Origin of the sequence: Nevskia ramosa DSM 11499 (assembly GCF_000420645.1) — a bacterium.
Taxonomy (GTDB): domain Bacteria; phylum Pseudomonadota; class Gammaproteobacteria; order Nevskiales; family Nevskiaceae; genus Nevskia; species Nevskia ramosa.
In genome coordinates, this window is record NZ_ATVI01000005.1 from 1,275,275 (window position 1) to 1,299,000 (window position 23,726).

The window sequence follows — 23,726 nt, forward strand, 5'->3', positions numbered from 1 at the left end:
GGCAGATTCTCGAAGTGCGGCGCTTATCAGCTCAGCGTTGCACTTTAGTGACAATGTTCCGAACTTCGCTACCGCGTTTTCGGAGCCAGCGTTGAAAGCAGGCACTCGGGCGATGAACGGCGGCAGGCGTTCCAGATCGCCGACCAGGATGACGGCACAGCAGAACGGCGCGGAGAAGACGAGAATGCGGTCAGGCTTTCAACCAAGACCCGCCAATGACCGATTCAACTGCCTACACCCCGCCGAAGATCTGGACCTGGGAAAACGAGAACGGCGGACATTTCGCCAGCATCAATCGCCCGATCGCCGGGCCGACCCACGACAAGGAACTGCCAGTCGGCAAGCATCCGCTGCAGCTATATTCGCTGGCGACGCCGAATGGCGTGAAGGTCACCCTGATGCTCGAAGAACTGCTGGCCGCCGGCCATGCCGGTGCCGAGTACGACGCTTGGCTGATCCGCATTCTGGAAGGCGACCAGTTCTCCAGCGGCTATGTCCTGGCCAACCCGAACTCGAAGATTCCGGTGCTGGTGGATCACGGCACGCAGTCGCCGATCCGGGTGTTCGAGTCCGGTTCGATCCTGCTGTACCTCGCCGAGAAGTTCGGCGCCTTCCTGCCGACCAGCGCCTATGAGCGCACGCAGGCCTTGAACTGGCTGTTCTGGCAGATGGGCAGCGCGCCGTATCTCGGCGGCGGCTTCGGCCATTTCTATGCTTATGCGCCGTCGAAGATGGAGTACCCGATCAATCGCTTCACGATGGAAGTGAAGCGCCAGCTCGACGTGTTGAACCGGCAGCTCGGCGAACATCAGTATCTGGCCGGTTCCGAGTACTCGATCGCCGACATGGCCGTGTGGCCCTGGTATGGCGGCCTGGTGCTGGGACGGCTGTACGGCGCCGCCGAGTTCCTGCAGGCCGAGAGCTACGAGCACGTCATGCGCTGGGCCCGGGAGATCGATGCGCGGCCTGCCGCCAAGCGTGGCCAGATGGTCAACCGCAACTGGGGCGAGCCTGCCGGTCAGCTGGTCGAACGTCATGACGCCAGCGACTTCGAGCTGCGCACGCAGGACAAGATCGGCGCGAAGCCTTGATCGGCACGGCGGTCGCGGTGCCGGCAAACCTGTAGCGCGGTTACCGCACCGCGCAGCGACGTCCTGTCCGGGCAGCAGGGCCGGCCGGCCCGCAGATCATCATGACAGCGGCAGCGGCGATCGCCATCAGCGCTTTCCTGGGTTCACCCGCTCTGGCTCGAATCGCCAGCGTGTGAACCACGGCGGTGGCGATGCTTGCCAGCGTGGCCGGATCGCTTGCTTCCGGCAGCTCGCCGATCTGCCGGGCATGGAGCAGACGAGCGCACACCAGTCGATCGAACTCGGTAACCGCTGCACGGAGCAGCGAGCGAATCTCGTCGTCGTCCATCGCTTCCGGCACCGCCGTGCTGATCATGAAGCAGCCGCGTGCGTTGGCTGCCTTCGGCAGATAGACCGTCAGCGTGAATTCGTAGAGCTGCGTCAGCGCCACGGCGAGTGGAAGGTCGTAGTCGAGCGCAGCGGCGATGGCCTGGCTCGATTGCTCGATGTATTGGCCGAGCGCAGCGAGATACAACGCTCGCTTGTCGCCGAAGGCCAGATAGAGGCTGGGGCGATTCATGTCGGTGGCTTCGCAGAGCCGATCCAGCGAAGTCCCGGAGAAGCCCGTCGACCAGAACGCATCGGTGGCGCGTGCGAGCGCCACGTCTGGATCGTAGTTTCGAGGACGGCCCCGCGATCGGCTGGTTTCGTTTTGTACCATCTTGCACAAATATTGAGGGCGTGAACTAATACTGTACCAACCAGTAAGAAAACCGACCAGCTTTCGCAATACCTGCGGATCGCGGCGGTCCACGGGGAGCGACCTTGGCAATCGACGAGATCAAGCACTGCCGCATCGAATCGAACGGCCTGGACGTGGGCTATGTCAGCCGCGGGGAAGGGCCGCTGGTGATGTTCCTTCACGGCTTCCCGGATACCTACCGCGGCTTCCTGCCGATCCTCGATCAGGTAGCGGCTGCGGGTTATCGAGCCGTGGCACCAGCCCTTCGCGGCTATGCGCACAGCGCGATCGCGCCGGATGGCGACTACCGCGTGGAAGCTTCGGCCAAGGATGTTCTTGGCATTGCCGATGCGCTCGGCGCCGATCGCTTTTCGATCGTCGGCCATGACTGGGGCGCCGTCACCGCTTACGCCACATCCAACCTGGCACCGGAGCGCATTGCCCGAATGATCACGGCGGGTGTGCCGCATACCGGACATTTCCTGCTCAACATCCGGCTTCGGCAACTGATTCGATCCAGCTACATGCTGCGCTTCCAGCTGCCGTGGCTGCCCGAGTGGGAAATCCCGCGCAAGGATTTCGCGTGGATCGAAGAACTCATCCGCGAATGGTCTCCAGGCTGGAACTTCGGGGAGGCAGAAATGCGTCCACTGAAGGACAACTTCGAGGACCCGCAACGGCTGAAGGCAGCACTCTCGTACTACCGACAGCTTCCCCGCAGCCTCATCAGCTCCCCGTCACGGCGGCTGATCTTCGCGCCGGTCGCGACGCCCACCCGCATGCTCTACGGCCTGCGCGACGGCTGTATCGGCCCTGAGCTGTTCCAAAGCCAGGAGCGGCGGTTCTCCAAGGGGCTGGACCTGATCCCGCTGGACGCAGGGCACTTCATGCAATGGGAGCAGCCTGATGTCTTCGCTAGGCTGGTGATCGATTTTCTGAAAGCGGCTTGAAGCGCGCTTCACACCATTGGAGATAGCCGTGAACGTGATCGATACCTTGACCCGGCGAAACGCAGCCTTCTCCATCAGCGGCTTTTTGCCCGACCTGAAGATTCTGCCGTCGATGGCCACACTGATCATCGGCTGCGTCGATCCCCGCGTCGATCCCGTCGACATCTTCAAGCTGCAGGCCGGCGAAGCCGCGGTCATCCGCAACATCGGCGGTCGAGTCGACAAGACCGTCTTTCAGACCATGGCGGTGCTCCGTGCCGTGGCGCAGGCCGCCGGCAAGGACGTGGGCGCGGGATGGAACCTCATCGTTCTGCATCACACCGATTGCGGCATCACCGGCTGCTTTCATCACGCGCCGGAACTGCTGGCGAAGTATCTCGGCGTGGCCGTCACCGATCTCGACGCATTGGCCGTCACTGATCCCTACAAGGCGGTTGCCATCGATGTCGCCGCCTTGAAAGCCAATCCTCAGCTGCCCGGCGGCTTCACGGTCACCGGCCTCGTCTACGACGTCATGACCGGTCGCGTCGAAACCGTTGTGCCGCCGGCTCTCCTGCGTGCCGAAACCAAGTCCTGATGGATGACCTGCCGATCAGCCGGTCGGACCATCTGCCGTCTGCGCCACCCGCAACAAGGTCTCGACGAAGTTCCTGCTGACCGGGTCATCGTCATCACGTGGTCTGAGGATGCCGAGCTCGATCGCTGCGGCCGCCCCTTGCAGCGGCCGGTACTGAACGCCTTGCCGGCGCAGGTTCTGCACGGAGGCCGGAACCAGCGCGAAGCCCATGCCGCAGGCGACGAGGCTGATCACGGTCTGCATCTGGCGCGCTTGCTGGGTGATCCGTGGCGCGAAACCCACGGCGCGGCACTCGCCGATGATCAGGTCGAACAGGCCCGGAGCGATGTCTCGTGGCGGGATGATGAAGCTTTCGTTCGCCAGGGTCTTGAGGTCCACCGCCTTGTCGCCTCGGGTCAGGCGATGCCCGGTCGGCGCCGCCAGCATCAGCTGCTCCTGGGCCACGGCTTCGAAATGCAGATCCGGTGCGTCGAGCGGCCCGAGACCGATGCCGAGATCGAGGCGGGCGGCGCGGATCTCGCGAACCTGGGCATCCGTGGTCAGTTCGTGGAGATGCACTTCCACACCCGGATACAGGCTGCGGAACTCCTTCAGTGCCGGCGGCAGGATGCCGTAGTCGGCGATCGACACGAAGCCGATCGACAGGGTGCCGACATCGCCCCGTCCGGCATTGCGAGCCATCTCCTTGCCGCGCTCGAGCCGCGCCAGCACGGCACGCATCTCGTCGAAGAACACCTGGCCAGCGGCGGTCAGGCTGACGCCGCGATTGGTCCGGTCCAGCAGCCGCACACCCAGTTCATCCTCGAGCGCTTTGAGCTGGGTCGACAACGGTGGCTGCGACACATGCAGGCGCAGCGCTGCTCGCGAGAAGCTGCGCTCCTCGGCAACGGCGATGAAGTACTTGAGCTGGCGCAGATCCACTATTCGTGACTCCTATACCGGACGGCCGTAATTGGTATTGGCCAGTATAGAAGACGCCGACCAGAATCCTGTCATCGCCGCACCGCCGGCAGCACAACAGGATGTTACCGATGCCCGCTCTCCGCTCCCGCACCAGTACCGCTGGCCGCAATATGGCTGGCGCCCGCGCGCTGTGGCGAGCCACCGGCATGAAGGATGGCGACTTCGGCAAGCCGATCATCGCGGTGGCCAATTCCTTCACCCAGTTCGTGCCCGGCCATGTGCATCTGAAGGACCTCGGCCAGCTGGTGATCAGCGAGATCGACAAGGCCGGCGGCGTCGGCAAGGAGTTCAACACCATCGCCGTCGACGACGGCATCGCCATGGGTCACGACGGCATGCTCTACAGCCTGCCGTCGCGTGATCTGATCGCCGACAGCATCGAATTCATGTGCAACGCGCACACTGCGGATGCTCTGGTCTGCATCTCGAACTGCGACAAGATCACGCCGGGCATGCTGATGGCCGCACTCCGCCTGAACATCCCGGTGATCTTCGTCTCCGGCGGGCCGATGGAAGCCGGCCGCACGATGCTCGCCGGCAAGCCGGTGTCGCTGGACTTGATCGATGCGATGGTCGCTGCCGCCGATGACCGGGTATCCGATGCCGACGTGCAGACCATCGAGCGCTCGGCGTGCCCCACCTGCGGCTCCTGCTCGGGCATGTTCACCGCCAATTCGATGAACTGCCTGACTGAGGCGCTGGGCCTGGCGCTGCCCGGCAACGGTTCGCTGCTGGCCACCCATGCCGATCGCGAAAAGCTGTTCCGTGAAGCCGGACGCCGGATCGTCGAACTGGCCTTGCGCTACTACCGGGACGACGACGAGCGCGCGCTGCCGCGCAGCATTGCCAGCCAGGCGGCGTTCGAGAATGCGATGTCGCTGGACATCGCGATGGGCGGTTCCAGCAACACCGTGCTGCACCTGCTTGCCGCGGCACAGGAAGGCGGCATCGATTTCACGATGCAGGACATCGATCGGCTGTCGCGACGGGTGCCGACCTTGTGCAAGGTCGCACCTTCAAGCTCGATGCATCTGGAAGACGTGCATCGCGCCGGCGGCGTCATGGCCATCCTCGGCGAACTGGATCGCGCCGGCTTGCTCGATACGTCGCTGCCCACGGTGCACTCGACCACGCTGGCCACGGCACTCGAGCGCTGGGATGTGGCGCGCAGCAGCGATGCCGACGTGCAGACGTTCTTTCGCGCCGGCCCTGCCGGCATCCCGACCCAGCGCGCGTTCTCGCAGGACTGTCGGTATCCAGACCTCGATCTCGATCGCGCGAAGGGCTGCATACGCTCGGCAGCTTCCGCCTTCAGTGCCGATGGCGGTCTCGCGGTGCTGTCCGGCAACCTCGCGGAGCGCGGCTGCATCGTCAAGACCGCCGGGGTCGACGAAAGCCTGCTGGTGTTCCGTGGCCCGGCGATAGTCTTCGAAAGTCAGGACGCGGCGGTGGAAGCGATTCTCGCCAGCCGGGTGAAAGCCGGCGATGCGGTGATCATCCGCTACGAAGGTCCGCGCGGCGGCCCCGGCATGCAGGAGATGCTCTATCCGACCAGCTATCTGAAGTCGAAGGGCCTCGGCAAGCACTGCGCGCTGATCACCGATGGCCGCTTCTCCGGTGGCACCGCGGGGCTATCCATCGGCCATGTATCACCCGAGGCCGCCGAGGGCGGCAGCATCGCGCTGATCGAGACCGGCGACGTGATCCTGATCGACATTCCGCAACGGATCATTCGCGTGGAGATCGACGACGCCACGCTGGCGCAGCGTCGCGCGGCGCAGCTTGCGAAAGGCTGGAAGCCGGCGTCGCCTCGCAAGCGGCAAGTCAGCACCGCACTGAAGGTCTATGCCGCCTTGACCACCAGCGCCGACAAGGGCGCGGTGCGGAATCGGGACTTGCTCGACGCCTGATTCGCGCAACCGACGAGCAAGCGCTCAGTGCGCCAACGCGTAGTCGATCGCGGCAGTCACTGCAGCCACCTGCGCGGCGACGCATTGCTCGGGACTTGCGCGCGGGCTGTCCGGATAGACCTCGGTCGTGGTCTTGTAGCGGGCCGTGGTGACGCTGGCGCAGAGCCCGAGCCGCTTCAGCGGATAGCGGATCACGCCGGGCGCAACAACTGCCGATCCGATGATCTTGCCGTCGCCGTCGGACGGGGCGATGTGGGTAACCGCGGCCACCGCGGCAATCACGGCTTGCTGGAACGCAGGCTGCGGTTGCTCGACATCGTCGACCAGATAGAAGCCATCGGGAATCTCGCCCGGAACATGCGCGATGCCATCGCGAGCCGCGAGAGCCGGACGAAACTCGGACTCGTCGGTATCGGTGGTTTCATGAAGATCGACATGCACGATCACGCGCTCGCGCAGCGGCGCGACGAGGCGCATCAGCGCTTCCGCTTCCTGCGCCGGGCTGGGCTCGCGGAACGACCGGTTCGGGTCGACGGCATGCATGTTCCAGCGCTGGATCGTCTCGTAGCCCCAGGGGCTGACACAGGGCGCGACGATCAGATTGACCCGGCCGAGACAGGGCGCGGCGTGGCGATCGAGAAAGCGCAGGGCGCCCAGAACGCCGCTGGTTTCGTAGCCGTGGACGCCGCCGGTGACCAGCACGCAGGGCAGGTCGTCATGCCAGTCAAGGCTCTTGACGGCAAACAGCGGGTAGCGCGCCGGGTGATAGTCCAGTCGTCCGTACTGCACCACCTCGTAGCGGGAGCGCAGCGTTTCGATGGCCTGCAGCACGTCCGTCTCATAGCTGCGCTTGCAGGTCTGTCGCGCTCGCCAGGCCGACACTTCGGCAGCACCCCAAGGCTGTCCGGGAGTGCCGATCGGGTAGGGATCATGGGCGGCCATCAGCTCACTCGCTCTGCTTGCAGGGGTGGAAGGACGTTAGCACCCCTCCGTCATCGGCTGCGCCCCAATCGCATGCCGCAGCGCTTCGGGCAGACCCTTTACGTCCGGCGGCAGGATCGGCGCTTGCTGACTTCAGCGCATACCGGTCCAACAGGAGATACGTGATGGCATTTACGTTGATGAAACTGCCTTTCGACATGGAAGCGCTGCAGCCGACGCTCTCGAAGGAAACGCTGGAATTCCATTACGGCAAGCACCACAAGACCTATGTCGAAACGGCCAACAAGCTGATCGTCGGCACCGAGTTCGAGAACGCTTCCCTGGAGGAAACCGTCAAGCGCTCCTCGGGCAAGCTTTTCAACAATACCGCCCAGATCTGGAATCACGATTTCTACTGGAACAGCCTGACACCGGACGCCATCGGCCCCGGTGACAAGATCGGCTCGGCCTTGAGCCAGAGTTTCGGCAGCGTCAAGGCTTTCAAGAAGACGTTCGAAGAGACCGCCGTCGGGAATTTCGGCTCGGGCTGGACCTGGCTCGTGCAGAAGCCCGATGGCAGCCTCGCAATCGTCAACACCCAGGGTGCCGCCACCCCGCTGACCACCGACGACAAGGCGCTCCTGACCTGCGACGTCTGGGAGCACGCCTACTACATCGACTATCGAAACGCCCGGCCCAAATACCTGGAAGGCTACTGGAGCATCGCCAACTGGAGCTTCGCCGAAAGCCGGCTTGGCTGATTCATCGACTCCGGTTTCCCGGGGCATTTTCCAGGCGGGCGCAAATGGGCAACGGCTTTCAGCAGGGCAGAAATCGATCGAATGCTGGAAGCTTGCTGGAGAGTGCCCGGCTGCTGACCAGCAATGCCGCAGAGCTGGTGGAATGTGTCAAGACTTACCGCGCACACATCGCTGGCATCCGTATTGAGATCGAGCAGATCCGCGATGGCGCAGCCCGCGCGCGGCGGGGTGATTGGGGTGCCTTGCCGGCCCGCGGCGAAGAGCACGCCGACGCAGTTTCCGAACCCCGAGCCGATCCATCGTCGCGTGATCCTCACGATCCAAAGGGCAGAGCGGTGATCGTGACGGCTCTGCTCGTGGTGTTCATCGGCATCATCGGCCGCGCTTCACGCAGGCAGTCCTGAAGGCCGTCATGGGTCTGTCGAACCTCAGCATGCCCAGCCCGGAGCGGCTGTCGGCCCTGGAGGCGGGACTGATTCATGTCAGTGATCGGAAGCCCGGCATCATCCGCGAACGGCACGGCGACGGCTTTCGTTACCGCGGCAAGGATGGCGTCTTGATTGCCGATGAAAACCTGCTGACGCGTCTGCGGAAGCTCGCCATTCCGCCAGCCTATGAACAGGTCTGGATCTGTCCTCATCCCAACGGCCACCTCCAGGCGACTGGGCGCGATGCCCGCGGCCGGAAGCAGTATCGGTATCACGTCCGCTGGCGGACAGTCCGCGACACCAGCAAGTACGACCGCATGCAGGCGTTCGGCTTGCGCCTGCCAGCGATCCGGCGGCGAGTCGAACAGGATCTGCGTCTTCCCGGATTGCCGCGCGAGAAGGTTCTCGCGGTCATTCTTCGCCTGCTCGAGACGACGCTGATCCGCGTCGGCAATGACGAGTATGCACGCGACAACGGCAGCTTCGGCCTGACCACGCTGCGCAATCGTCACGTCGATATTGCCGGCGGCCGTTTGCGCTTCTCGTTCGTCGGCAAGAGCGGCATCCGCCACGAGGCGGGTGTTGAAGATGCGCGGCTGGTTCGCATCATCAAGCGCTGCATGGAATTGCCGGGTCAGGAGCTGTTCCAGTACCTCGACGAAAGCGGCGAGCGTCGCACCCTGGGCTCTGCAGACGTCAACGACTATCTGCGAAATGCCTCCGGCGCCGAGTTCACGGCGAAGGATTACCGAACCTGGGCCGGCAGTGTCATGGCCTATCGGGCCCTGTGCAAACCGCTGGGCCAATCAGCGGAAGAATTGCCGACGGTGCGTCGTGTCGTCGAGGTCATCAAGGACATCGCTGCGGGCCTTGGCAACACGCCTGCGGTCTGTCGCAAGTGCTATGTGCATCCGGCGGTGCTGGATGCCTACATGGACGGCCGCTTGGGCAACGTGATTCCGGCAAAACCCAAACGTGGCCTGAAGATCGACGAAGCTGCATTCCTGCAATTCATCAGCGCGCTGACCAGCCGCCGTACTGCCAGGAAGCCGGCAACGAAGTAGCGGCAGCAGCCCGCGGGCCAATCAGGGGCGGGCATGCGCGGTGCACATGACGTTGTGAACAGCTTGTCATCAGCGAGCCCGCATCCCACCGCCGTGCCAGGACAGCCATCAAGAATGAGTCAATTACAAGGTCGTGCCCAAGGCATCGACGTTGCCCATGTGCTGAAGAACATCGCCTGGGCGGTCGGCCTGATCGTGCTGTTTGCCGTGGTCGGCCGCTTTCTTCTGCTGGTGTTCGCAGCCGCCCTGATCGCCGTGGCATTCAGCATTCTGGCCAGATTGGTCAAGCGATGGACCGGCATGTCGACCACAGCCGCTCTCGGCATCGTCTGCGTGGTGATACTGGCACTGCTGGTCGTGCTGGGCATCTTCAGCGGCCCGAGTCTGATCGACCAGGGCCAGCAACTCGGCACGCAGTTGATGACCTGGCAGAAGGAAACGCACGGATGGCTCGGCCAACGTGGCTGGGGTCGGCAACTGCTCGAACGACTCAACTCGGGACAAGGCACTGAAGCCGTGAGTCAGGCGGGCGGGGCCGTGATGGGGATCTTCGGTGCGCTCGGCGCATTGCTGGTCGCCGTTGCGGCAGCGCTGTACTTCGCCGGCGATCCCGGCTTGTACGTCCACGGCGTGATCCGGCTGTTTCCGCCGGAACGTCGTGAGCGCATGCGCGAGATCTTCGACGCCTGCGGCGCAACGCTGAGCCGCTGGTTGCTGGGTCAGGCCATCGGCATGGCTTTCGTCACGATACTGGTCTATGTCGGCCTGACGGTACTGGGCGTGCCGCTGGCGCCACTGCTGGCGCTGATTGCCGGCTTGCTGAATTTCGTGCCGTACGTCGGCGCCTTCGCCGGTTCGGTACCGGCGCTGATGGTGGCCGCCAATGGCGATCCGCAAACGATGATCTGGGTCGCCGTGCTGTTCCTGGCCGTGCAGATGATCCACGGCTACGTCATCGATCCGCGCATTCAGGAAAAGACCGCCAGTCTGCCGCCGGCCATGTCGATCCTGTCGCAGACCGTGCTCGGCATGCTGTTCGGCATCATCGGCATCGTGCTGGCAACGCCGATCCTCGCCGTGCTCATCACCATTGTCCGCATGGCCTATGTCGAGGACGTGCTGGAGCAACCCAAGGAGGCGGTGGATGACTCGCTTGCCGTCGCAGACGAGCCCGCCGCTGCTCTGGAGCAAGCTTAGCCAGCGCGTTTCCGTTTCGGCTTGCTGGCGGCTTTTTCGGCCGCCGCAGGCTGCGCATGACCGGCTCCTTGCTTGCGCTTCGCCAGGCTGTTGGCAAGGAGTTCGGTCAGGTCGATGACGTTCGAGCCCCGTGCTTCGGTCGGGGCTTCTTCGATCGGCTCCACATGCTCGGTTTCGCCTGCCTTGATCTTCCGACTGACCAGCTTGTTGATCGCCGTGCTGAAGCTGTCGGTGTAGTCCTTGTGCTGCCATTTCGCGGTCATGTCGTGGATGAGCTGGGCGCCCATCTTCAGTTCACCGGCCTTGAGGCTGGCGGCAGCTTTTCCGGCGGCCGGAAGCTTCAAGCCTTCGGTCGAACGGATCTCGCTTTCCCAGCGGATGGTGTTGAGCATCAAGGCTGAACCGAGCGGCATCAAGGCCGCCAGATGTTCCTTGGTGTGCATGATGATCCGGGCGATGCCGATCACGTCGGCGGTCAGCATCGATTCGCGCAGCAGCGCGTAGACCTTCCCGCTCTTGCCGACCGGCTCGAGGATGTACGGCTTCTCCAGCAGCGGGAAGGCGATCTCGCTGGCCTTGACGAAGCATTCGATCTCGATGGTCTGAGTCGATTTCGGGAAGGCCGCCTTGATCTCGTCTTCGCTGAGCACGACGTATTCGCCATCTTCCTGCTTGATGCCCTTGACGACGTTTTCCTTGGCGATATCACGGCCGGTGCGCTTGTTGACGCGCTTGTAGCCCACCGGGTCCATCGAGCGTTTGTCGAGCCAGTCGAAATCGATGCCGCTGTCCTCGGTCGCGGGATACAGGGCTATGGGGATGTGCACGAGCCCGAAGGTGATCGCACCTTTCCATACGGGACGCGGCATGGGGTTTCTCCTAGGGTGAACAAGTGGGTGGCAGTTCAGGCTTTGTAGTCCAGCAACTTCATCGCCGCCGTCAGGCTGCAGGCGGAATCGGCGTAGTCCTTCCAGGGATCGTTGCCGCGATCGAGGCGGGTATGGACGCTGGCCACCGTCCAGTGATCGCCGCCACGCAGCGACGCCAGTTCCTGCCAGTTCACCGGTACCGAAATGCCGAGGCCGGATCGGGCGCGTGCCGACCAGGCCGAGACGGTGCTGGCACCGGGACCGTTGCGCAGGTAATCGATGTAGATCTTGCCGATGCGATTCTTCGGGCCACTCTTGGCGACGAAGCGCTGAGGCAGCGCCTTTGCCAGATGCTGGACGACCGTCTGCGCGAAGCCTTTGACCGTGTCCCGGTCATGGCGCCTGAGCAGCGGCACGACCACGTGCAGACCCTTGCCGCCGCTGGTCTTCAGGAAGCCCGGCAAGCCGAGCTGCTTCAGGAAGGCATGCATCAGTTCCGCGGCTTCCTGCACCTGCGGCCAGGCGATGCCGGCACCGGGGTCAAGATCGAAGATCATGCGGTCGGCACGCGCCACCGAACGGTTCGAGGTGTTCAGCGTGTGGAACTCGACGACGTTCCATTGCGCCGCCGACAGCAGGCCCGCCTTGTTGGTCACTTCAAGCATCGGCGGATGCTCGGGGTCGAGCCTGGTATCGAGCTTGCGAACGCCGGGCAGCTTTTCCGTCCCGGCATGCTTCTGGAAGAACTGCTGTCCGGCAACGCCATCCGGTGCGCGCAGCAGTGCTACCGGCCGGCCTTTCAGATGATCGATCATCAGATCGCCGACCAGGCCGTAATAGCGGACCAGGTCGAGCTTGGTGGTGCCGGTCTGCGTATCGATGACGCGCTCAGGATGGGTGACCTTGAGGCGCGACGCCGGGGCAGTGCCTTTCATGTCGATGCTCTTTTCGCGGACGATCGCCGCTGCGGGTTTGTCGGCTCGCAAGCCCCGGAATACGGCATGCCGCAGCTGGCCCTGCGCGGTCCACTGCGCGAAGGACACTTCGGCAATCAGCTTGGGCGTGACCCAGTGCGGCTTGCCGTCGACTTTCGGTGTCCTGGCCAAGGGGCATTGCTTGATGGTCAGTTTCTCGAGCTGGCTCGTCAGTCCCAGCAGGCGCCGCCGATCGAAACCGCTGCCGACCTTGCCGGCATAGCGAAGCGCGCCTTTCTCGTCATGCACGGCGAGCAGCAGCGCGCCGAAGCCGCTGCGCGAGCCTTGCGGATCGGTGTAGCCGACGATCACGAACTCCTGCCGCTGGCCGCATTTCAGCTTGATCCAGTCCGGCGAGCGCCGCGAGACGTAATTCGAATCGCCGCGCTTGGCGATGATGCCTTCCAGACCGAGCCGGCAGGCAGAGACTTTCACGCTCTCCGGGTCACCGTCGAAGGCGCCGCTGAAACGAATCTGCTCGGATCGCGTTGTGCCTTTTGCGTCGGTGAGCAGGCTTTGCAGCAGCGCGCGCCGCGCGTCCAGTCTCGTCTTGCGCAGGTCATGGCCGTCCAGGAACGGCAGATCGAACAGATAGAGGATGAGACCTTCGGGCGTCTCCGATTCCAGCGCCTGTTGCAGGGCGCCGAAGTCCGGTACGCCCTGATCGTTCGGCACGACGATCTCGCCGTCATACCAGCCCGGCGGCAGCTTCAGCTTCGCAATGGCCGCCTGAACCGGCAGCAGCTTCGACGTCCAGTCGTTGCCATTCCGGGTGTAAAGCCGGATCTCCTTCTGATCGATCCGTGTCAGCAGCCGATAGCCATCGAACTTGATTTCGAAGATCCAGCCGTCGGCAGCGGGCGGTGGCTTGTCGACGAGCGTCGCCAGTTGCGGCGACAGCTTGGCTGGCAGCCGGGCTTTCACCGTACCTGCCGGCCAGTCGCCCAGCGGCTTGGCGCGCTTGGATTTCGCGGCGACTCGCGGCGCTGAGCCGGCGGGCTTGACGCTGTCCGGCAATTCATCGACCACACTGTAGTCCGCCGATGAGCGCACGAACTCGTCCTTTTCCTTGATCAGCAGCCAGGGCGTCTGCTTCTCGCTCTTGCCCTTGATCCGCACCAGCACCCAGCGGCCGTGCAGCTTCTGCCCGGTCAGCGTGAATTTCAGATTGCCGGCGCGGAACGCCTTGCGCGGATCGCTGACCGGATGCCAGCTGCCGGCATCCCAGACGATGACCTTGCCGGCGCCGTACTGCTTCGCGGGGATGGTGCCCTCGAAGCTCGAATAGGAGATCGGGTGGTCTTCCACTTCGATGGCCATGCGCTTGACCGCGGGATCGAAACTCGGACCCTTCGGCACCGCCCAGCTTTTCATCGTGCCATCGAGTTCCAGGCGGAAGTCGTAATGCAGGCTGCTCGCCCAGTGCTTCTGGATCACGAAGCTCAAGGCGCCCGTCGAAGCATTACCGCCGCTGGCAGGTTCCGAGGTGATCGCGAAATCGCGTTTCGCCCGATAGCGCTTCAGCGCCGCCTCGGACGTTGCATTGCGGGCCGTCGAATCCCGGGCCATCGACTCAGGGCGCCGCAATGCGATCCAGCACCAGCTTGCCGGCGCTGGCGGAAACCGCGCTGACCAAGGTGCCCCAAGCCATGTCGGCAAGCGTCAGGCTGATCGGCCAGTCACGCAGGGTCGCCAGATTGGTCAGATCGTAGGTCGCGTAGGCAATGAAGCCGAACAAGGCAGCGGCGGCGGCCGTGGTGTGCCAACCGGTGGCGTTCTGGTACGGCAGGATCGTGAACACCATCAGGCCGAACACGTAGACGGCATAGAACAGCACCGCGACCCCGAGCCGCGGCTTGGCCGCCATCAGGTGGCCGATTCCCTTCTGGTAAAGCGGCTTGGCGATGACGCCGAGCCAGAGCAGATCGACCAGCACCAGCACCAGGACGGTAACGGCATAGGCAGCGAGATAACGGGTCATCGGTTTGGCGCTCCGCGCAGGCTGGGATTTTCTATTCAACAGGTGCACGTCACGTTCCCGAGTCGGGACAGCCGCGCATTGCCGCCGTCGTCTCGTGCAAGCCCGCATCCGGGCACCTGGCTTGCACATCGCATCGGCAAAATCTTCACGAGCAGGAATTGCGTCCCTTGCAGTTCCTGCAGTGACTACGCTGCCGGAGCACGACGTGAAAAAGCCGGAAAAAGTGTCATTCGAGCCGTATGCAGGCCCGGCCGGTGGCTGGGGTTCGACGCAATCGGTACGCGAAATCCTGTCCCGCGAAGGTGCGGTGGCCGGCACTGCAATGGCACTGGTCCGGCAGAACCGCGAATCCGGATTTGCCTGCGTCAGCTGTGCCTGGCCGAAGCCGGCGAAGGGCCATCTGTTCGAGTTCTGCGAGAACGGCGCGAAAGCCACCGCCTGGGAGGGCACCGATCGCCGCGCCGATGCCGCGTTCTTCGCCAGGCATCGTTTAAGCGAACTGGAGACCTGGTCGGACTACGCATTGGAGGAAGCCGGACGGCTGACCGAGCCGCTGCGCTGGGACGTTGCCAGCGATCGCTATCTACCCGTTGATTGGGCCACAGCCTTCGCCGAGATCGGTGCCGAGCTGAAGCAGATCGATCCGAAAGCGGCGGTGTTCTATGCATCCGGTCGCGCGTCGCTGGAAACCTCGTACATGTATGCGCTGTTCGCACGTCTGTACGGCACCAATAATCTTCCCGACAGCTCGAACATGTGCCACGAGAGCACCTCGGTCGGGCTGCCGAAAAGCATCGGCGTGCCGGTCGGCACGGTGACCCTGGACGATTTCGAGAAGACCGACTGCCTGTTCTTCTTCGGCCAGAACGTCGGCAGCAACAGCCCACGCATGCTGCACGACCTGCAGTCGGCCAGAAAACGCGGCGTGCCGATCATAACCTTCAATCCATTGCGCGAGCGCGGGCTGGAACGCTTCGCCAATCCGCAGTCACCGCTGCAGATGCTGAGCGGATCGTCGACGCCGATCAGTACCCAGTACCACACGGTGAAAACCGGTGGCGACAGTGCGGCGATCATGGGCATCTGCAAGGCCTTGCTGGTCGCCGATCGGCAAGCGATGTTCGCCGGACGCGAGCGCCTGATCGATACCGCCTTCATCACCGAGCACACCCAAGGCTTCGGAGCTTTCGAGCTTGCCGCGCTGAACTGCGACTGGCAGGACATCGAACGCGAATCCGGCCTGAGCCGTGCGGCCCTCGAAGACGCCGCGCGCGTGTATGGGCAATCGAAAGCGGCGATCGGCATCTATGGCATGGGGCTGACTCAGCATCGGCTTGGTGTTCAGAACGTGCAGATGGTGGTCAATCTGCTGCTGCTGCGCGGCAATATCGGCCGGCCTGGCGCCGGTGTCTGTCCGGTGCGCGGCCATTCCAATGTGCAGGGCCAGCGCACCGTCGGCATCACCGAAAAGCCAGAGCTGGCGCCGCTGGATCGCCTCGCCGAGCTTTACCAGTTCGATCCGCCGCGCGACAAGGGCCTGTGCACCGTGGACGTCTGCAAGGGTGTGATCGATGGCAGTGTCCACGCCTTCATCGGCCTCGGCGGCAACTTCGTGCGCGCGGTGCCGGAAACCGAAGCGGTGGAACGCGGCTGGCGCAAGTTGCGACTGACCGTGCAGATCGCCACCAAGCTCAATCGCAGCCATCTGATCCATGGCGAGGTGAGTTATCTGCTGCCCTGCCTGGGGCGCATCGAGCGCGACCACCAGGCGAGCGGCGAGCAGCGGGTATCGATCGAGGATTCCACTTCCTGCGTGCACAGCTCGCGTGGCGTGCGCAAGCCGGCGAGCGAGCAATTGCTGTCCGAAGCCCGCATCGTTGCCGAAATGGCCAAGGCGACGCTGCCGCTGCGTGCGGGTACTCCGGATTGGGATGCCTGGGCCGGCGACTACGCCCAGGTGCGCGACGCCATCGAAGCCACCTATCCCGAGCAGTTCCGCGACTTCAACCAGCGCCTCGGTCAGCCGGGCGGTTTCCACCGGCCGATTCCGGCTCGCCATCGGATCTGGAAAACGCCGAGCGGCAAGGCCAACTTCGCGGTGCCGAAGTCACTGGTCGAAGATCCGGATGCGCCGGTGCGTGCAGCCGGTGGGCTGCGCCTGATGACCCTGCGCAGCAACGACCAGTTCAACACCACCGTCTACGGCTTTGACGACCGCTTTCGCGGCATCGTCGGCACCCGTCGCGTGTTGCTGATGAATGCGGAAGACATGAAGCAGCAGGGTTTCGCCGAGGGCGATCCGGTGCGGGTCTCGACCGATGTCGACGACGGCATCATCCGCGTGGTGCCCGGATTGCGCGTCACTACCTACGACATTCCGCGCGGCTGCTGCGGCGGCTACTACCCGGAATGCAATCCGCTGATTCCGCTCTGGCACCACGCCGACGAAAGCAAGGTGCCTGCGGCGAAGTGGATTCCCGTCCGGCTGCAAAGGGAAGCCGGCGTCTGGATCGCCGAGGTCGGATGAGCGCAGGTTTGTCGCTTCTTTCCTGATATGGTCGGCCCGCAAGGCGCGGATGCGAACAGTTCCCACCGGCGCGGACCAAGCGATCAGATCGGAATTGCCCGAGCGACATGCGGGCATGCTCGTTGCGGAAGGGCTGAAGGCGCTTCAGGGTAAACAAAGTGGGCGAAAACTCGAAACTGCAATCCAGGGCCATCGAACTCGATGTCCAGACCATCGGCCGCATCAGTGCCGTGCCGTCCATCCTGGAAATGATCTGCCGATCGACAGGCCTGCGATTCGCGGCCGTGGCACGGGTCACCGATACGACGTGGACGCTCTGCGCCGTCCGTGACGAGCTCGCCTTCGGCCTTCAGCCTGGTGATGATCTGGAACTGAAAAGCACGCTGTGCCATGAAGTCCGGCTCAGCGGTGCTCCGATCATGATCGACCACGTTGCTGAAGATCCGGATTTCAAAGACCATCACACGCCGAAGTTGTACGGCTTCGAGAGCTATATCTCGTATCCGATCGTCCGCAGCAATGGCGAGCACTTCGGCACGCTGTGCGCGCTGGACCCCAAGCCCGCGAGGCTCGGCGAAGGCGAAACGCTCAAGCTGTTCGAACTCTATTCCCAGCTGATCAGCCTGCAGCTGGATGTCGAGGATCGGCTGCGGGAAACCCAGGCGATCGTCTCGGCGCAGCAGGAAACCGCCCAGCTGCGCGAACAGTTCATCGCAGTGCTGGGCCACGACCTGAGAAACCCGCTGTCTTCGATGATGATGTCCGCGGAAGTGCTGCTGCGCACACCGCTGGTCGAACAGGGGATGGCGGCGGCGAAGCGGATCAAGACCAGCGGCCATCGCATGGCTCAGCTGATCGAGAATCTGATGGATTTCGCACGGGGACGTCTGGGCGGCGGCATCGTCCTGACCAAGGAATCGAATCGAGCCCTGGAAGCGACCCTGAGCAACATCGTTGCCGAACTGACCTCGATTCATCCGGGCAGACATATCGAACTGCTGTTCGACATCTCGGAACCGGTGTTCTGCGATTCGGTCCGCATCGGCCAGCTGTTGTCGAACCTGCTCGGCAACGCGCTGACGCACGGCGATCCGGCGGGTGTCGTCCGAGTCGTGGCGCGCTGCAGGGATGAGACTTTCAATCTGTCGGTCAGCAATGCGGGCACGGTGATTCCGGCCGATATCCTCGAACGCCTGTTCGAACCGTTCTATCGCGTGGCGGACGGCAACGAGCACGAGGGCCTGGGACTGGGCCTGTTCATCGCGTCCGAGATCGCCAAGGCGCACAGCGGCAGCTTGAACGTCCTGTCGGAATCGGCCGGTACGACCTTCACGCTGACCATGCCTGCGGATCTGGCGTAGTGGTTCGGCTTGCCGATTTGCACCGATTGGCAACTCGAAACGATCGCTCGGTGTAATAGCTACCGAGCTGCGAAAAACGCATCAAGCGAGGCCAGGATGACAACAGGAAAATGGCAGGTACTCGGCGTGGCGGTTCTGCTGCTTGCGGGCTGCCACCAGCAAGGCAATGAAGGTTCGATGCAGCCTGCTGCCGCAGCAGCCACGTCAACGGCTGGCAGGGCGCCCGAGTTCAACGCCGATCAATGGATCGGACGATGGAACGGCCCGGAGGGCACTTATCTGAGCATCACCAAGAGCGAAGGCGGATACGCGCTCGAGATCGCCGATCTCGACGGACCCAAGCCTTATGCGGCAAAGACCGCGGGCGATCATCTGGTGTTCGATCGCAACGGCAAGACCGAATCGATACGGGCTACGGACGGAAAGCAGACCGGCATGAAGTGGCTGCAGGACAAATCCAACTGTCTGACCATCAATGCCGGCGAAGGCTATTGCCGAGACTGATTGCCGGGCAGCGGCAGAGCATTGCCGCTGCCCGGCAGTGCTCAGAGACGAGGACCGCGTCGGCCGTTGAGCAGATAGGCGACGACGATCACCACCACGATCAAGCCGATCGGACCGATGCCCCAGCCGGCGCCCAGTCCCCAGTAGAGGCCGCCACCACCACCAAACAGCAACAGCACGAGGATCAGAATCAGCAGCAGGTCCATTCGCTTGTCTCCCGTAGTGATCGACTGGCAGATGCCAGTTCATGAGCCGCAGATTTTCCTGCGGCTTCGATGACAGGCGGCAAGCGACGTTCCCGATCAGCTGAGGGCGATCCCGCTCGCTGGCATCAACGCTGCCAGTGGCCTTCCTCGTGCCGGTAGCGGTTGCCGTAATGCACCCAGCGATCAGGCACCCAGTAGTAGCCGCGGCGCTCCTCGATCCAGTGGCCGGAGTGCCAGACATGGTGGCCGTCCTCCCAGAACCAGAAGCCCGGCGCCCAGACCACGCCCGGGCGCTGCGCCGGAATCACTTCGACCACCGGCGGGGGTGGCGCGACCTCGATCTCGACGACGGTCCGTGCCTGACTCAGCACCGGGACACTCAGCAGGCTCAGCGTCAGCAGGGACGCTGGCAACAGCTTGTTCGATGACATGGCAAATCCTCCTTCGGTGAAGCGGGCCGACGAGCGTTGTGCGGGTCTCGGGGGCGACCCGGACAACACGCATCGGCCACCAGACTGCGGATCACCAGTTGGCGTCCGCAGCCCAAACTCAGCGATGACCGTAATGGCCACCATGGACACCGACCACGACGCTGGTGCCGCCGTAGCCGCCATATCCATAGGGGTAGCCGTATCCATATGACGAGTAGCCATACGGATAGCTGTAGTAGACCGGCGGCGGCGCGGCGTAGATGACCGTCGGGCTCTGATCGGCATAGACCACGGTCGGCGGCGGCTGCGTGCTGGTCACCGTCTGACCGACCGGCGTGGCGCTCACAGCCAGTTCGATGTGGTCACCGGGATCGTGATCCAGGCGCGTGCTGTAGCGACGGCCGTTGTAGTCATAGACCACGTCATAGCCGACCACGCGACGTTCGTAGCTCACCGCGTTCTGGCAGTTGCGCACCGAGGTGTGCACGTCCGGCGTGCTGCCGGCTTCGACCTTGTTGCCCGCCACCGCACCGACGACCGCGCCGACACCAGTCGCCAGCGCACGGCCGCTGCCGGCACCGAAGCGGTTGCCGACCACGCCACCGACCACTGCACCGAGCACCGCGCCGCCGCCACTGGTTTCCGGCTTCACGACGGTCGGCTGGTCGTAGCAGTCCTGCTGGGGCACGGCGACCTCGGCGGTCACTTCCGTGCTGGAGACGACTCTGCCGTACTCGGCAGCCTCCGCGACGCTGCAGGCCGAGGCCAGGCTCATCGCGATCAGGGATCTCTTGAATTTGGTGTTCATGGTGCGTTCCTTCCTGAAGCCCTACGCGGCAAATGCCGCAGTTGAAGATTGAGCGCGCCGGGTAGCGGCGATATTTCAGAACGCCATTGGCCTGTTACAGCTGCAATGTGGCTTCAGCGGAAGTCGGCGAGATCGCGAAGATCGAGATCGAACAGGCCGCCTTGCGGCAGGTTCATCGTGTAGCCGCGCCGCCAGCTGCCACGCTGCGCGGTGATGCGGTAGATGCCGGCGGGCAGCGGCAGCTCGATCAGCGCGGCTGCGTCATCGACGGCAAGCACACTGATGCCGTCCTGGTCTTCGATGCGCAGACTGAGCGGCGCCTGTGCGGCGAAGCCGAGGCTGGTCACGCAGCGGGCCAGCCAGCGCCGCGTCGGGCCGATCGGCCGATCGGCACCGCCGGTGTGGAGCACCAGGCGGGCCGTCAAGGCTTTTGTCACCGGCGTATCCGTCGATGTGGTCATGACCGTTACCTGATCCCCTGGCAGAGCAAGCATCGGGATCGATGCGCCGAAGCATCTTCCCGCCGCCTTTGCACTGCGCTGTGTCGGCGCGGCACCAACCGTGTTGCAACTGAAATACTTCTGCTGGACCCGACTCAGCTCAGCAGTTCGTCGAGCGCCTGCACAAGCTCGGCGCGTTCGATGGGCTTGGCCAGCACCCGCGTCACACCGGCCGCCAGGGCCCGCTCGGCGAGCGCCGGACCGCCGTAGCCGCTGATCAGCAGCACCGGCAACCGCGGCGCGAATTGGCGTAGCGCTTCGGTCATGGCTGTACCGCTCAGGCCGGGCATGGTCTCGTCGGTGATGACGATGGCGTAGCGCTCGGGCTGCTCGCGCAACGCCTGCAACACGGCTTGAGGATCGCTGCTGCCTTCGGCCTGATAGCCGAGACCGCGAAGCATCGCTGTCAGCAGATCGACCAGCGCCGGCTCGTCATCGACGACCAGTACCGTCGTTTCAGAACGTGCTGCGCCGCTCGCTGCACTCGCAACGGCGGTCTCTGTCAGCGGTTGATCGCTGGCCGCACCCATCCGGTATTCAGGCAGATACAAGCTGAAGCGCGCGCCCTTGCCGGGACGGCTGCGGACGTCGATCGCGCCGCCGAACTCGGCGACCACGCCATGCACCACGGCCAGTCCCAGACCAGTGCCGGACTCGCTGCTGCGGGTGGTGAAGAACGGCTCGAACAGATGCTCCATCACGGCCGGTGTGATGCCACGGCCCTGGTCGGCCACACTCAGTTCCAGATAGCGACCAACAGCGAGCTGGCTGTGCGACAGCACCTGCGCTTCGCCGATCTCCAGGCGCCGCAGATGGACGCTGACCATGCCGCCGTCAGGCATCGCCTGCAGGGCGTTGGTGCAGAGATTAAGCACCGCTTCGTAGGCCTGGGTGGAATCGCCGCGCAGCAGCGCACCCGGTGCTTCGAGCGCGCGCTCCAGCACCAGGCCAGGACGCAGCGAGCCGGCCAGCAGGTCGAGCACTTCCTCGATCACCGGGCCGAGTTCGAAGATGTCCGAGTTCTGCGCGCCGCCCTTGCTGAACGACAGGATGCGTTCGACCAGCGACTTGCCGCGCTCGGCGGCCTGCAGCACTCGATCGAGATAACGCGCCTGGTTGCCGCTCGCTGGCGCGAGGTCGCGGGCCATTTCGCCGAAGCCGACGATCGAGGCCAGCAGGTTGTTGAAGTCGTGCGCCACGCTGCCGGCCAAGGTACCCAGGGACTCCAGCTTGCCGGCGCGAGCCTGCTGGGCTTGCAGCGCCTGCTGCGCCTCGCTGCGCCGTCGGTCGGCGCGCTGCACCACGCGCACCGCGGCGAACAGCACCAGCAGCGCCAGGCCGAGTGCGGCGGCAGTCAGCCGCGTTGCTCCCCGCCATTCGTGAAGCACCGCATCGAGGTCGCGGGTCATGACCACACTGAGGCCATAGCGCTGCAGCCGGTGCAGACCGACCAGACGCTCGCTGCCATCACGGAAGCGATGCAGTTCCATGCTCGTACGTGCGGCCAGCCGCTGCGCCAACGTCGCTTCGTCAAGCACCTGGCTGGCGACGATGAGGCCGGCCAGCCGCGCGCCATCGGCTCGGAACACGGCCATGCGCGCATCGGCGGCCGGGCTGGCGGCGGAGAACGCGCCGAGCAGACTGGTTGCCGGCAAGGCGGCGATGATCCAGCCGTCGCCGATGCCGGGCACCGCACGGAAGCGGATGGCGAGGGCAACACCGGCTTCCGGCAGGGCGTCGACCCGGAACGGACGGCTGATGGCGATATCGTCGATCGCCAGTCCGGACAAGGCCGGCAGGAAGCTCGCAGGCTCCGGCGCGGGGCTGGTATCCGAGCCGGCGATCAGCTGGCCGCCATCGCCGAGCAGCCACAAGGTCTGTACCAGCGGCATCAGTTTGACGCGGGTCTGCAGCGCCACCTGGGCGTCGGCGCCGCTGGCCGGCAGACGGGCGTCGGCCAGTTCGCCGCGAATCGCCAGCAAGCCTTCCTCGGCGCCTTGCAGGCTGCGTTCGACTTCGTCGGCCAGCGCCAGCGACAGCAGACTCAGCTCCCGCGTCTGGGCCGCCAGCGCGTCCCGCCGTAGATGCCAGAGCGCCGTGGCAGAGGCGGCGATCAGGCTCAGCGCCATGCCCACCGCCAGCCACCACAACCTCGCATCGGGTCGTCTGTTCGGGGAGGCGATATTCATGCGCTACGATACTTCAGCCTGCTTCCGGGCCATGCGCTTTCACACCGGACACGATGACCAGCACCAGCGAGCCCCACATTCTGGTCATCGATGACGACCCGGCCATTCGCGAGCTGGTGGTCGAGTATCTGAGCCAGAACGAAATGCGGGTCAGCGCCGGCAGCAACGGCCGCGAACTGTTCGAGGCGATGGATCGCGAGGCGATCGATCTGGTGCTGCTCGATCTCAAGCTGCCGGGCGAGGACGGCATGCAGCTGGCGCGGACCTTGCGCGAACGCGCCACGGTGCCGGTGATCCTGCTGACCGGCCGCAGCGAGGAAGCCGACCGGGTCATGGGCCTGGAACTCGGCGCCGACGACTACGTGACCAAGCCGTTCAGCCCGCGCGAGTTGCTGGCCCGCGTGCGCGCGGTGCTGCGCCGCTATCAGGTGCAGGCGACCTTGCCGGAGCGTGATGGCTCGCGCCGCGCCTTCCGCTTCTCCGGCTGGGAATTGAACCTGCGCACCCGGCGGCTGCGTTCGCCGGCCGGCGATACGGTTGCGCTTTCCAACGGCGAATTCAGCCTGCTCAACGCGCTGTGCCGCGCGCCGCAGCGGGTGCTGACCCGCGACCAGCTGCTGTCCTTGTCGCGGCTGCACGAGGCCGAGGTCTACGACCGCACCATCGACGTGCAGATCCGCAGGCTGCGGCTGAAGATCGAAACCGATCCGGCCAAGCCGGAGTTGATCCGCACCGAGCGCGGCGCCGGCTACCAGCTGGCCAGCACGGTCGAAACCCTGTTCTGAATCCGGGC

General features: G+C 64.4%; 23 protein-coding genes. 12 read left to right on the forward strand and 11 right to left on the reverse strand.

The window, feature by feature from the left end; genetic code table 11:
* Positions 1-215: 215 nt before the first annotated feature.
* Positions 216-1,091: a glutathione-dependent disulfide-bond oxidoreductase gene (gene yghU / locus G513_RS0106375; RefSeq protein ID WP_022975992.1), complete on the forward strand. Its 876-nt coding sequence runs from the start codon at positions 216-218 to the stop codon at positions 1,089-1,091.
* Positions 1,092-1,131: 40 nt separating this feature from the next.
* Here yghU and G513_RS0106380 read toward each other — a convergent pair whose 3' ends face one another.
* Positions 1,132-1,734, reverse strand: a complete 603-nt coding sequence (locus G513_RS0106380) for a TetR/AcrR family transcriptional regulator (RefSeq protein ID WP_211219606.1) — start codon at positions 1,732-1,734, stop codon at positions 1,132-1,134.
* 161 nt (positions 1,735-1,895) lie between these two features.
* Here G513_RS0106380 and G513_RS0106385 point away from each other — a divergent pair, with 161 nt between their 5' ends.
* Complete coding sequence (locus G513_RS0106385) at positions 1,896-2,762, forward strand: alpha/beta fold hydrolase (protein WP_022975994.1); 867 nt, start codon at positions 1,896-1,898, stop codon at positions 2,760-2,762.
* 112 nt (positions 2,763-2,874) lie between these two features.
* Positions 2,875-3,339 (forward strand): carbonic anhydrase, encoded by a 465-nt coding sequence (locus tag G513_RS0106390; RefSeq protein ID WP_156891432.1) that lies wholly within the window; start codon positions 2,875-2,877, stop codon positions 3,337-3,339.
* A 15-nt stretch (positions 3,340-3,354) separates the two neighbouring features.
* Here G513_RS0106390 and G513_RS0106395 read toward each other — a convergent pair whose 3' ends face one another.
* Positions 3,355-4,260 carry a LysR family transcriptional regulator gene (locus G513_RS0106395; RefSeq protein ID WP_022975996.1) on the reverse strand — a complete coding sequence of 302 codons (906 nt, stop codon included), beginning with the start codon at positions 4,258-4,260 and terminating at the stop codon, positions 3,355-3,357.
* Positions 4,261-4,370: 110 nt separating this feature from the next.
* Here G513_RS0106395 and ilvD point away from each other — a divergent pair, with 110 nt between their 5' ends.
* Positions 4,371-6,212: a dihydroxy-acid dehydratase gene (ilvD, locus tag G513_RS0106400; RefSeq protein ID WP_022975997.1), complete on the forward strand. Its 1,842-nt coding sequence runs from the start codon at positions 4,371-4,373 to the stop codon at positions 6,210-6,212.
* 24 nt (positions 6,213-6,236) lie between these two features.
* On the opposite strand, the gene G513_RS0106405 is transcribed toward ilvD, so the two are convergent.
* Entirely contained in the window at positions 6,237-7,154 is a 918-nt protein-coding gene (locus G513_RS0106405; RefSeq protein WP_022975998.1) for a M14 family metallopeptidase, read from the reverse strand.
* A 164-nt stretch (positions 7,155-7,318) separates the two neighbouring features.
* Here G513_RS0106405 and G513_RS0106410 point away from each other — a divergent pair, with 164 nt between their 5' ends.
* From G513_RS0106410 to G513_RS21710, 4 genes are all read left to right on the forward strand, one after another.
* Positions 7,319-7,894 carry a superoxide dismutase gene (locus G513_RS0106410; protein ID WP_022975999.1) on the forward strand — a complete coding sequence of 192 codons (576 nt, stop codon included), beginning with the start codon at positions 7,319-7,321 and terminating at the stop codon, positions 7,892-7,894.
* A 44-nt stretch (positions 7,895-7,938) separates the two neighbouring features.
* The gene (locus tag G513_RS0106415) at positions 7,939-8,298 is read left to right on the forward strand and encodes a hypothetical protein (protein WP_022976000.1); all 360 of its coding nucleotides are present in this window, start codon (positions 7,939-7,941) and stop codon (positions 8,296-8,298) included.
* 8 nt (positions 8,299-8,306) lie between these two features.
* Positions 8,307-9,386, forward strand: coding sequence for a DNA topoisomerase IB (locus G513_RS24445; RefSeq protein WP_022976001.1), 1,080 nt, complete (start codon positions 8,307-8,309; stop codon positions 9,384-9,386).
* A 114-nt stretch (positions 9,387-9,500) separates the two neighbouring features.
* The gene (locus G513_RS21710; RefSeq protein WP_022976002.1) at positions 9,501-10,583 is read left to right on the forward strand and encodes an AI-2E family transporter; all 1,083 of its coding nucleotides are present in this window, start codon (positions 9,501-9,503) and stop codon (positions 10,581-10,583) included.
* On the opposite strand, the gene ku is transcribed toward G513_RS21710, so the two are convergent.
* The 3 genes from ku to G513_RS0106440 are packed head-to-tail and all read right to left on the reverse strand — an operon-like array spanning position 10,580 to position 14,407.
* Entirely contained in the window at positions 10,580-11,452 is an 873-nt protein-coding gene (gene ku, locus G513_RS0106430) for a non-homologous end joining protein Ku (RefSeq protein ID WP_022976003.1), read from the reverse strand. The genes G513_RS21710 and ku overlap by 4 nt on opposite strands.
* A gap of 35 nt (positions 11,453-11,487) precedes the next feature.
* The gene (ligD, locus tag G513_RS0106435; protein WP_022976004.1) at positions 11,488-13,995 is read right to left on the reverse strand and encodes a DNA ligase D; all 2,508 of its coding nucleotides are present in this window, start codon (positions 13,993-13,995) and stop codon (positions 11,488-11,490) included.
* Positions 13,996-13,999: 4 nt separating this feature from the next.
* On the reverse strand, positions 14,000-14,407 hold the full coding sequence (locus G513_RS0106440; RefSeq protein WP_022976005.1) for a DUF2177 family protein: 408 nt from the start codon (positions 14,405-14,407) through the stop codon (positions 14,000-14,002).
* 205 nt (positions 14,408-14,612) lie between these two features.
* Here G513_RS0106440 and G513_RS0106445 point away from each other — a divergent pair, with 205 nt between their 5' ends.
* The 3 genes from G513_RS0106445 to G513_RS0106455 all read left to right on the forward strand — a co-directional run bounded on the left by G513_RS0106445 (position 14,613) and on the right by G513_RS0106455 (position 18,799).
* Complete coding sequence (locus G513_RS0106445) at positions 14,613-16,934, forward strand: FdhF/YdeP family oxidoreductase (protein ID WP_028475217.1); 2,322 nt, start codon at positions 14,613-14,615, stop codon at positions 16,932-16,934.
* A 248-nt stretch (positions 16,935-17,182) separates the two neighbouring features.
* The gene (locus tag G513_RS0106450; RefSeq protein ID WP_084711395.1) at positions 17,183-18,295 is read left to right on the forward strand and encodes a GAF domain-containing sensor histidine kinase; all 1,113 of its coding nucleotides are present in this window, start codon (positions 17,183-17,185) and stop codon (positions 18,293-18,295) included.
* Positions 18,296-18,304: 9 nt separating this feature from the next.
* Complete coding sequence (locus G513_RS0106455; protein ID WP_156891434.1) at positions 18,305-18,799, forward strand: hypothetical protein; 495 nt, start codon at positions 18,305-18,307, stop codon at positions 18,797-18,799.
* A 41-nt stretch (positions 18,800-18,840) separates the two neighbouring features.
* Here G513_RS0106455 and G513_RS25690 read toward each other — a convergent pair whose 3' ends face one another.
* The 5 genes from G513_RS25690 to G513_RS24735 form a co-directional block, all read right to left on the reverse strand.
* Positions 18,841-19,005 carry a DUF3309 family protein gene (locus G513_RS25690; protein ID WP_022976009.1) on the reverse strand — a complete coding sequence of 55 codons (165 nt, stop codon included), beginning with the start codon at positions 19,003-19,005 and terminating at the stop codon, positions 18,841-18,843.
* 125 nt (positions 19,006-19,130) lie between these two features.
* Positions 19,131-19,436, reverse strand: a complete 306-nt coding sequence (locus G513_RS0106465) for a YXWGXW repeat-containing protein (RefSeq protein WP_022976010.1) — start codon at positions 19,434-19,436, stop codon at positions 19,131-19,133.
* Positions 19,437-19,554: 118 nt separating this feature from the next.
* Positions 19,555-20,244, reverse strand: a complete 690-nt coding sequence (locus G513_RS0106470) for a glycine zipper 2TM domain-containing protein (protein ID WP_022976011.1) — start codon at positions 20,242-20,244, stop codon at positions 19,555-19,557.
* A 113-nt stretch (positions 20,245-20,357) separates the two neighbouring features.
* Positions 20,358-20,705, reverse strand: coding sequence for a hypothetical protein (locus G513_RS0106475; RefSeq protein WP_022976012.1), 348 nt, complete (start codon positions 20,703-20,705; stop codon positions 20,358-20,360).
* A 134-nt stretch (positions 20,706-20,839) separates the two neighbouring features.
* Complete coding sequence (locus tag G513_RS24735; RefSeq protein ID WP_156891436.1) at positions 20,840-22,933, reverse strand: ATP-binding protein; 2,094 nt, start codon at positions 22,931-22,933, stop codon at positions 20,840-20,842.
* A 53-nt stretch (positions 22,934-22,986) separates the two neighbouring features.
* Here G513_RS24735 and G513_RS0106485 point away from each other — a divergent pair, with 53 nt between their 5' ends.
* Positions 22,987-23,718, forward strand: a complete 732-nt coding sequence (locus G513_RS0106485) for a response regulator (RefSeq protein ID WP_022976014.1) — start codon at positions 22,987-22,989, stop codon at positions 23,716-23,718.
* The last annotated feature ends 8 nt before the right edge of the window (positions 23,719-23,726 follow it).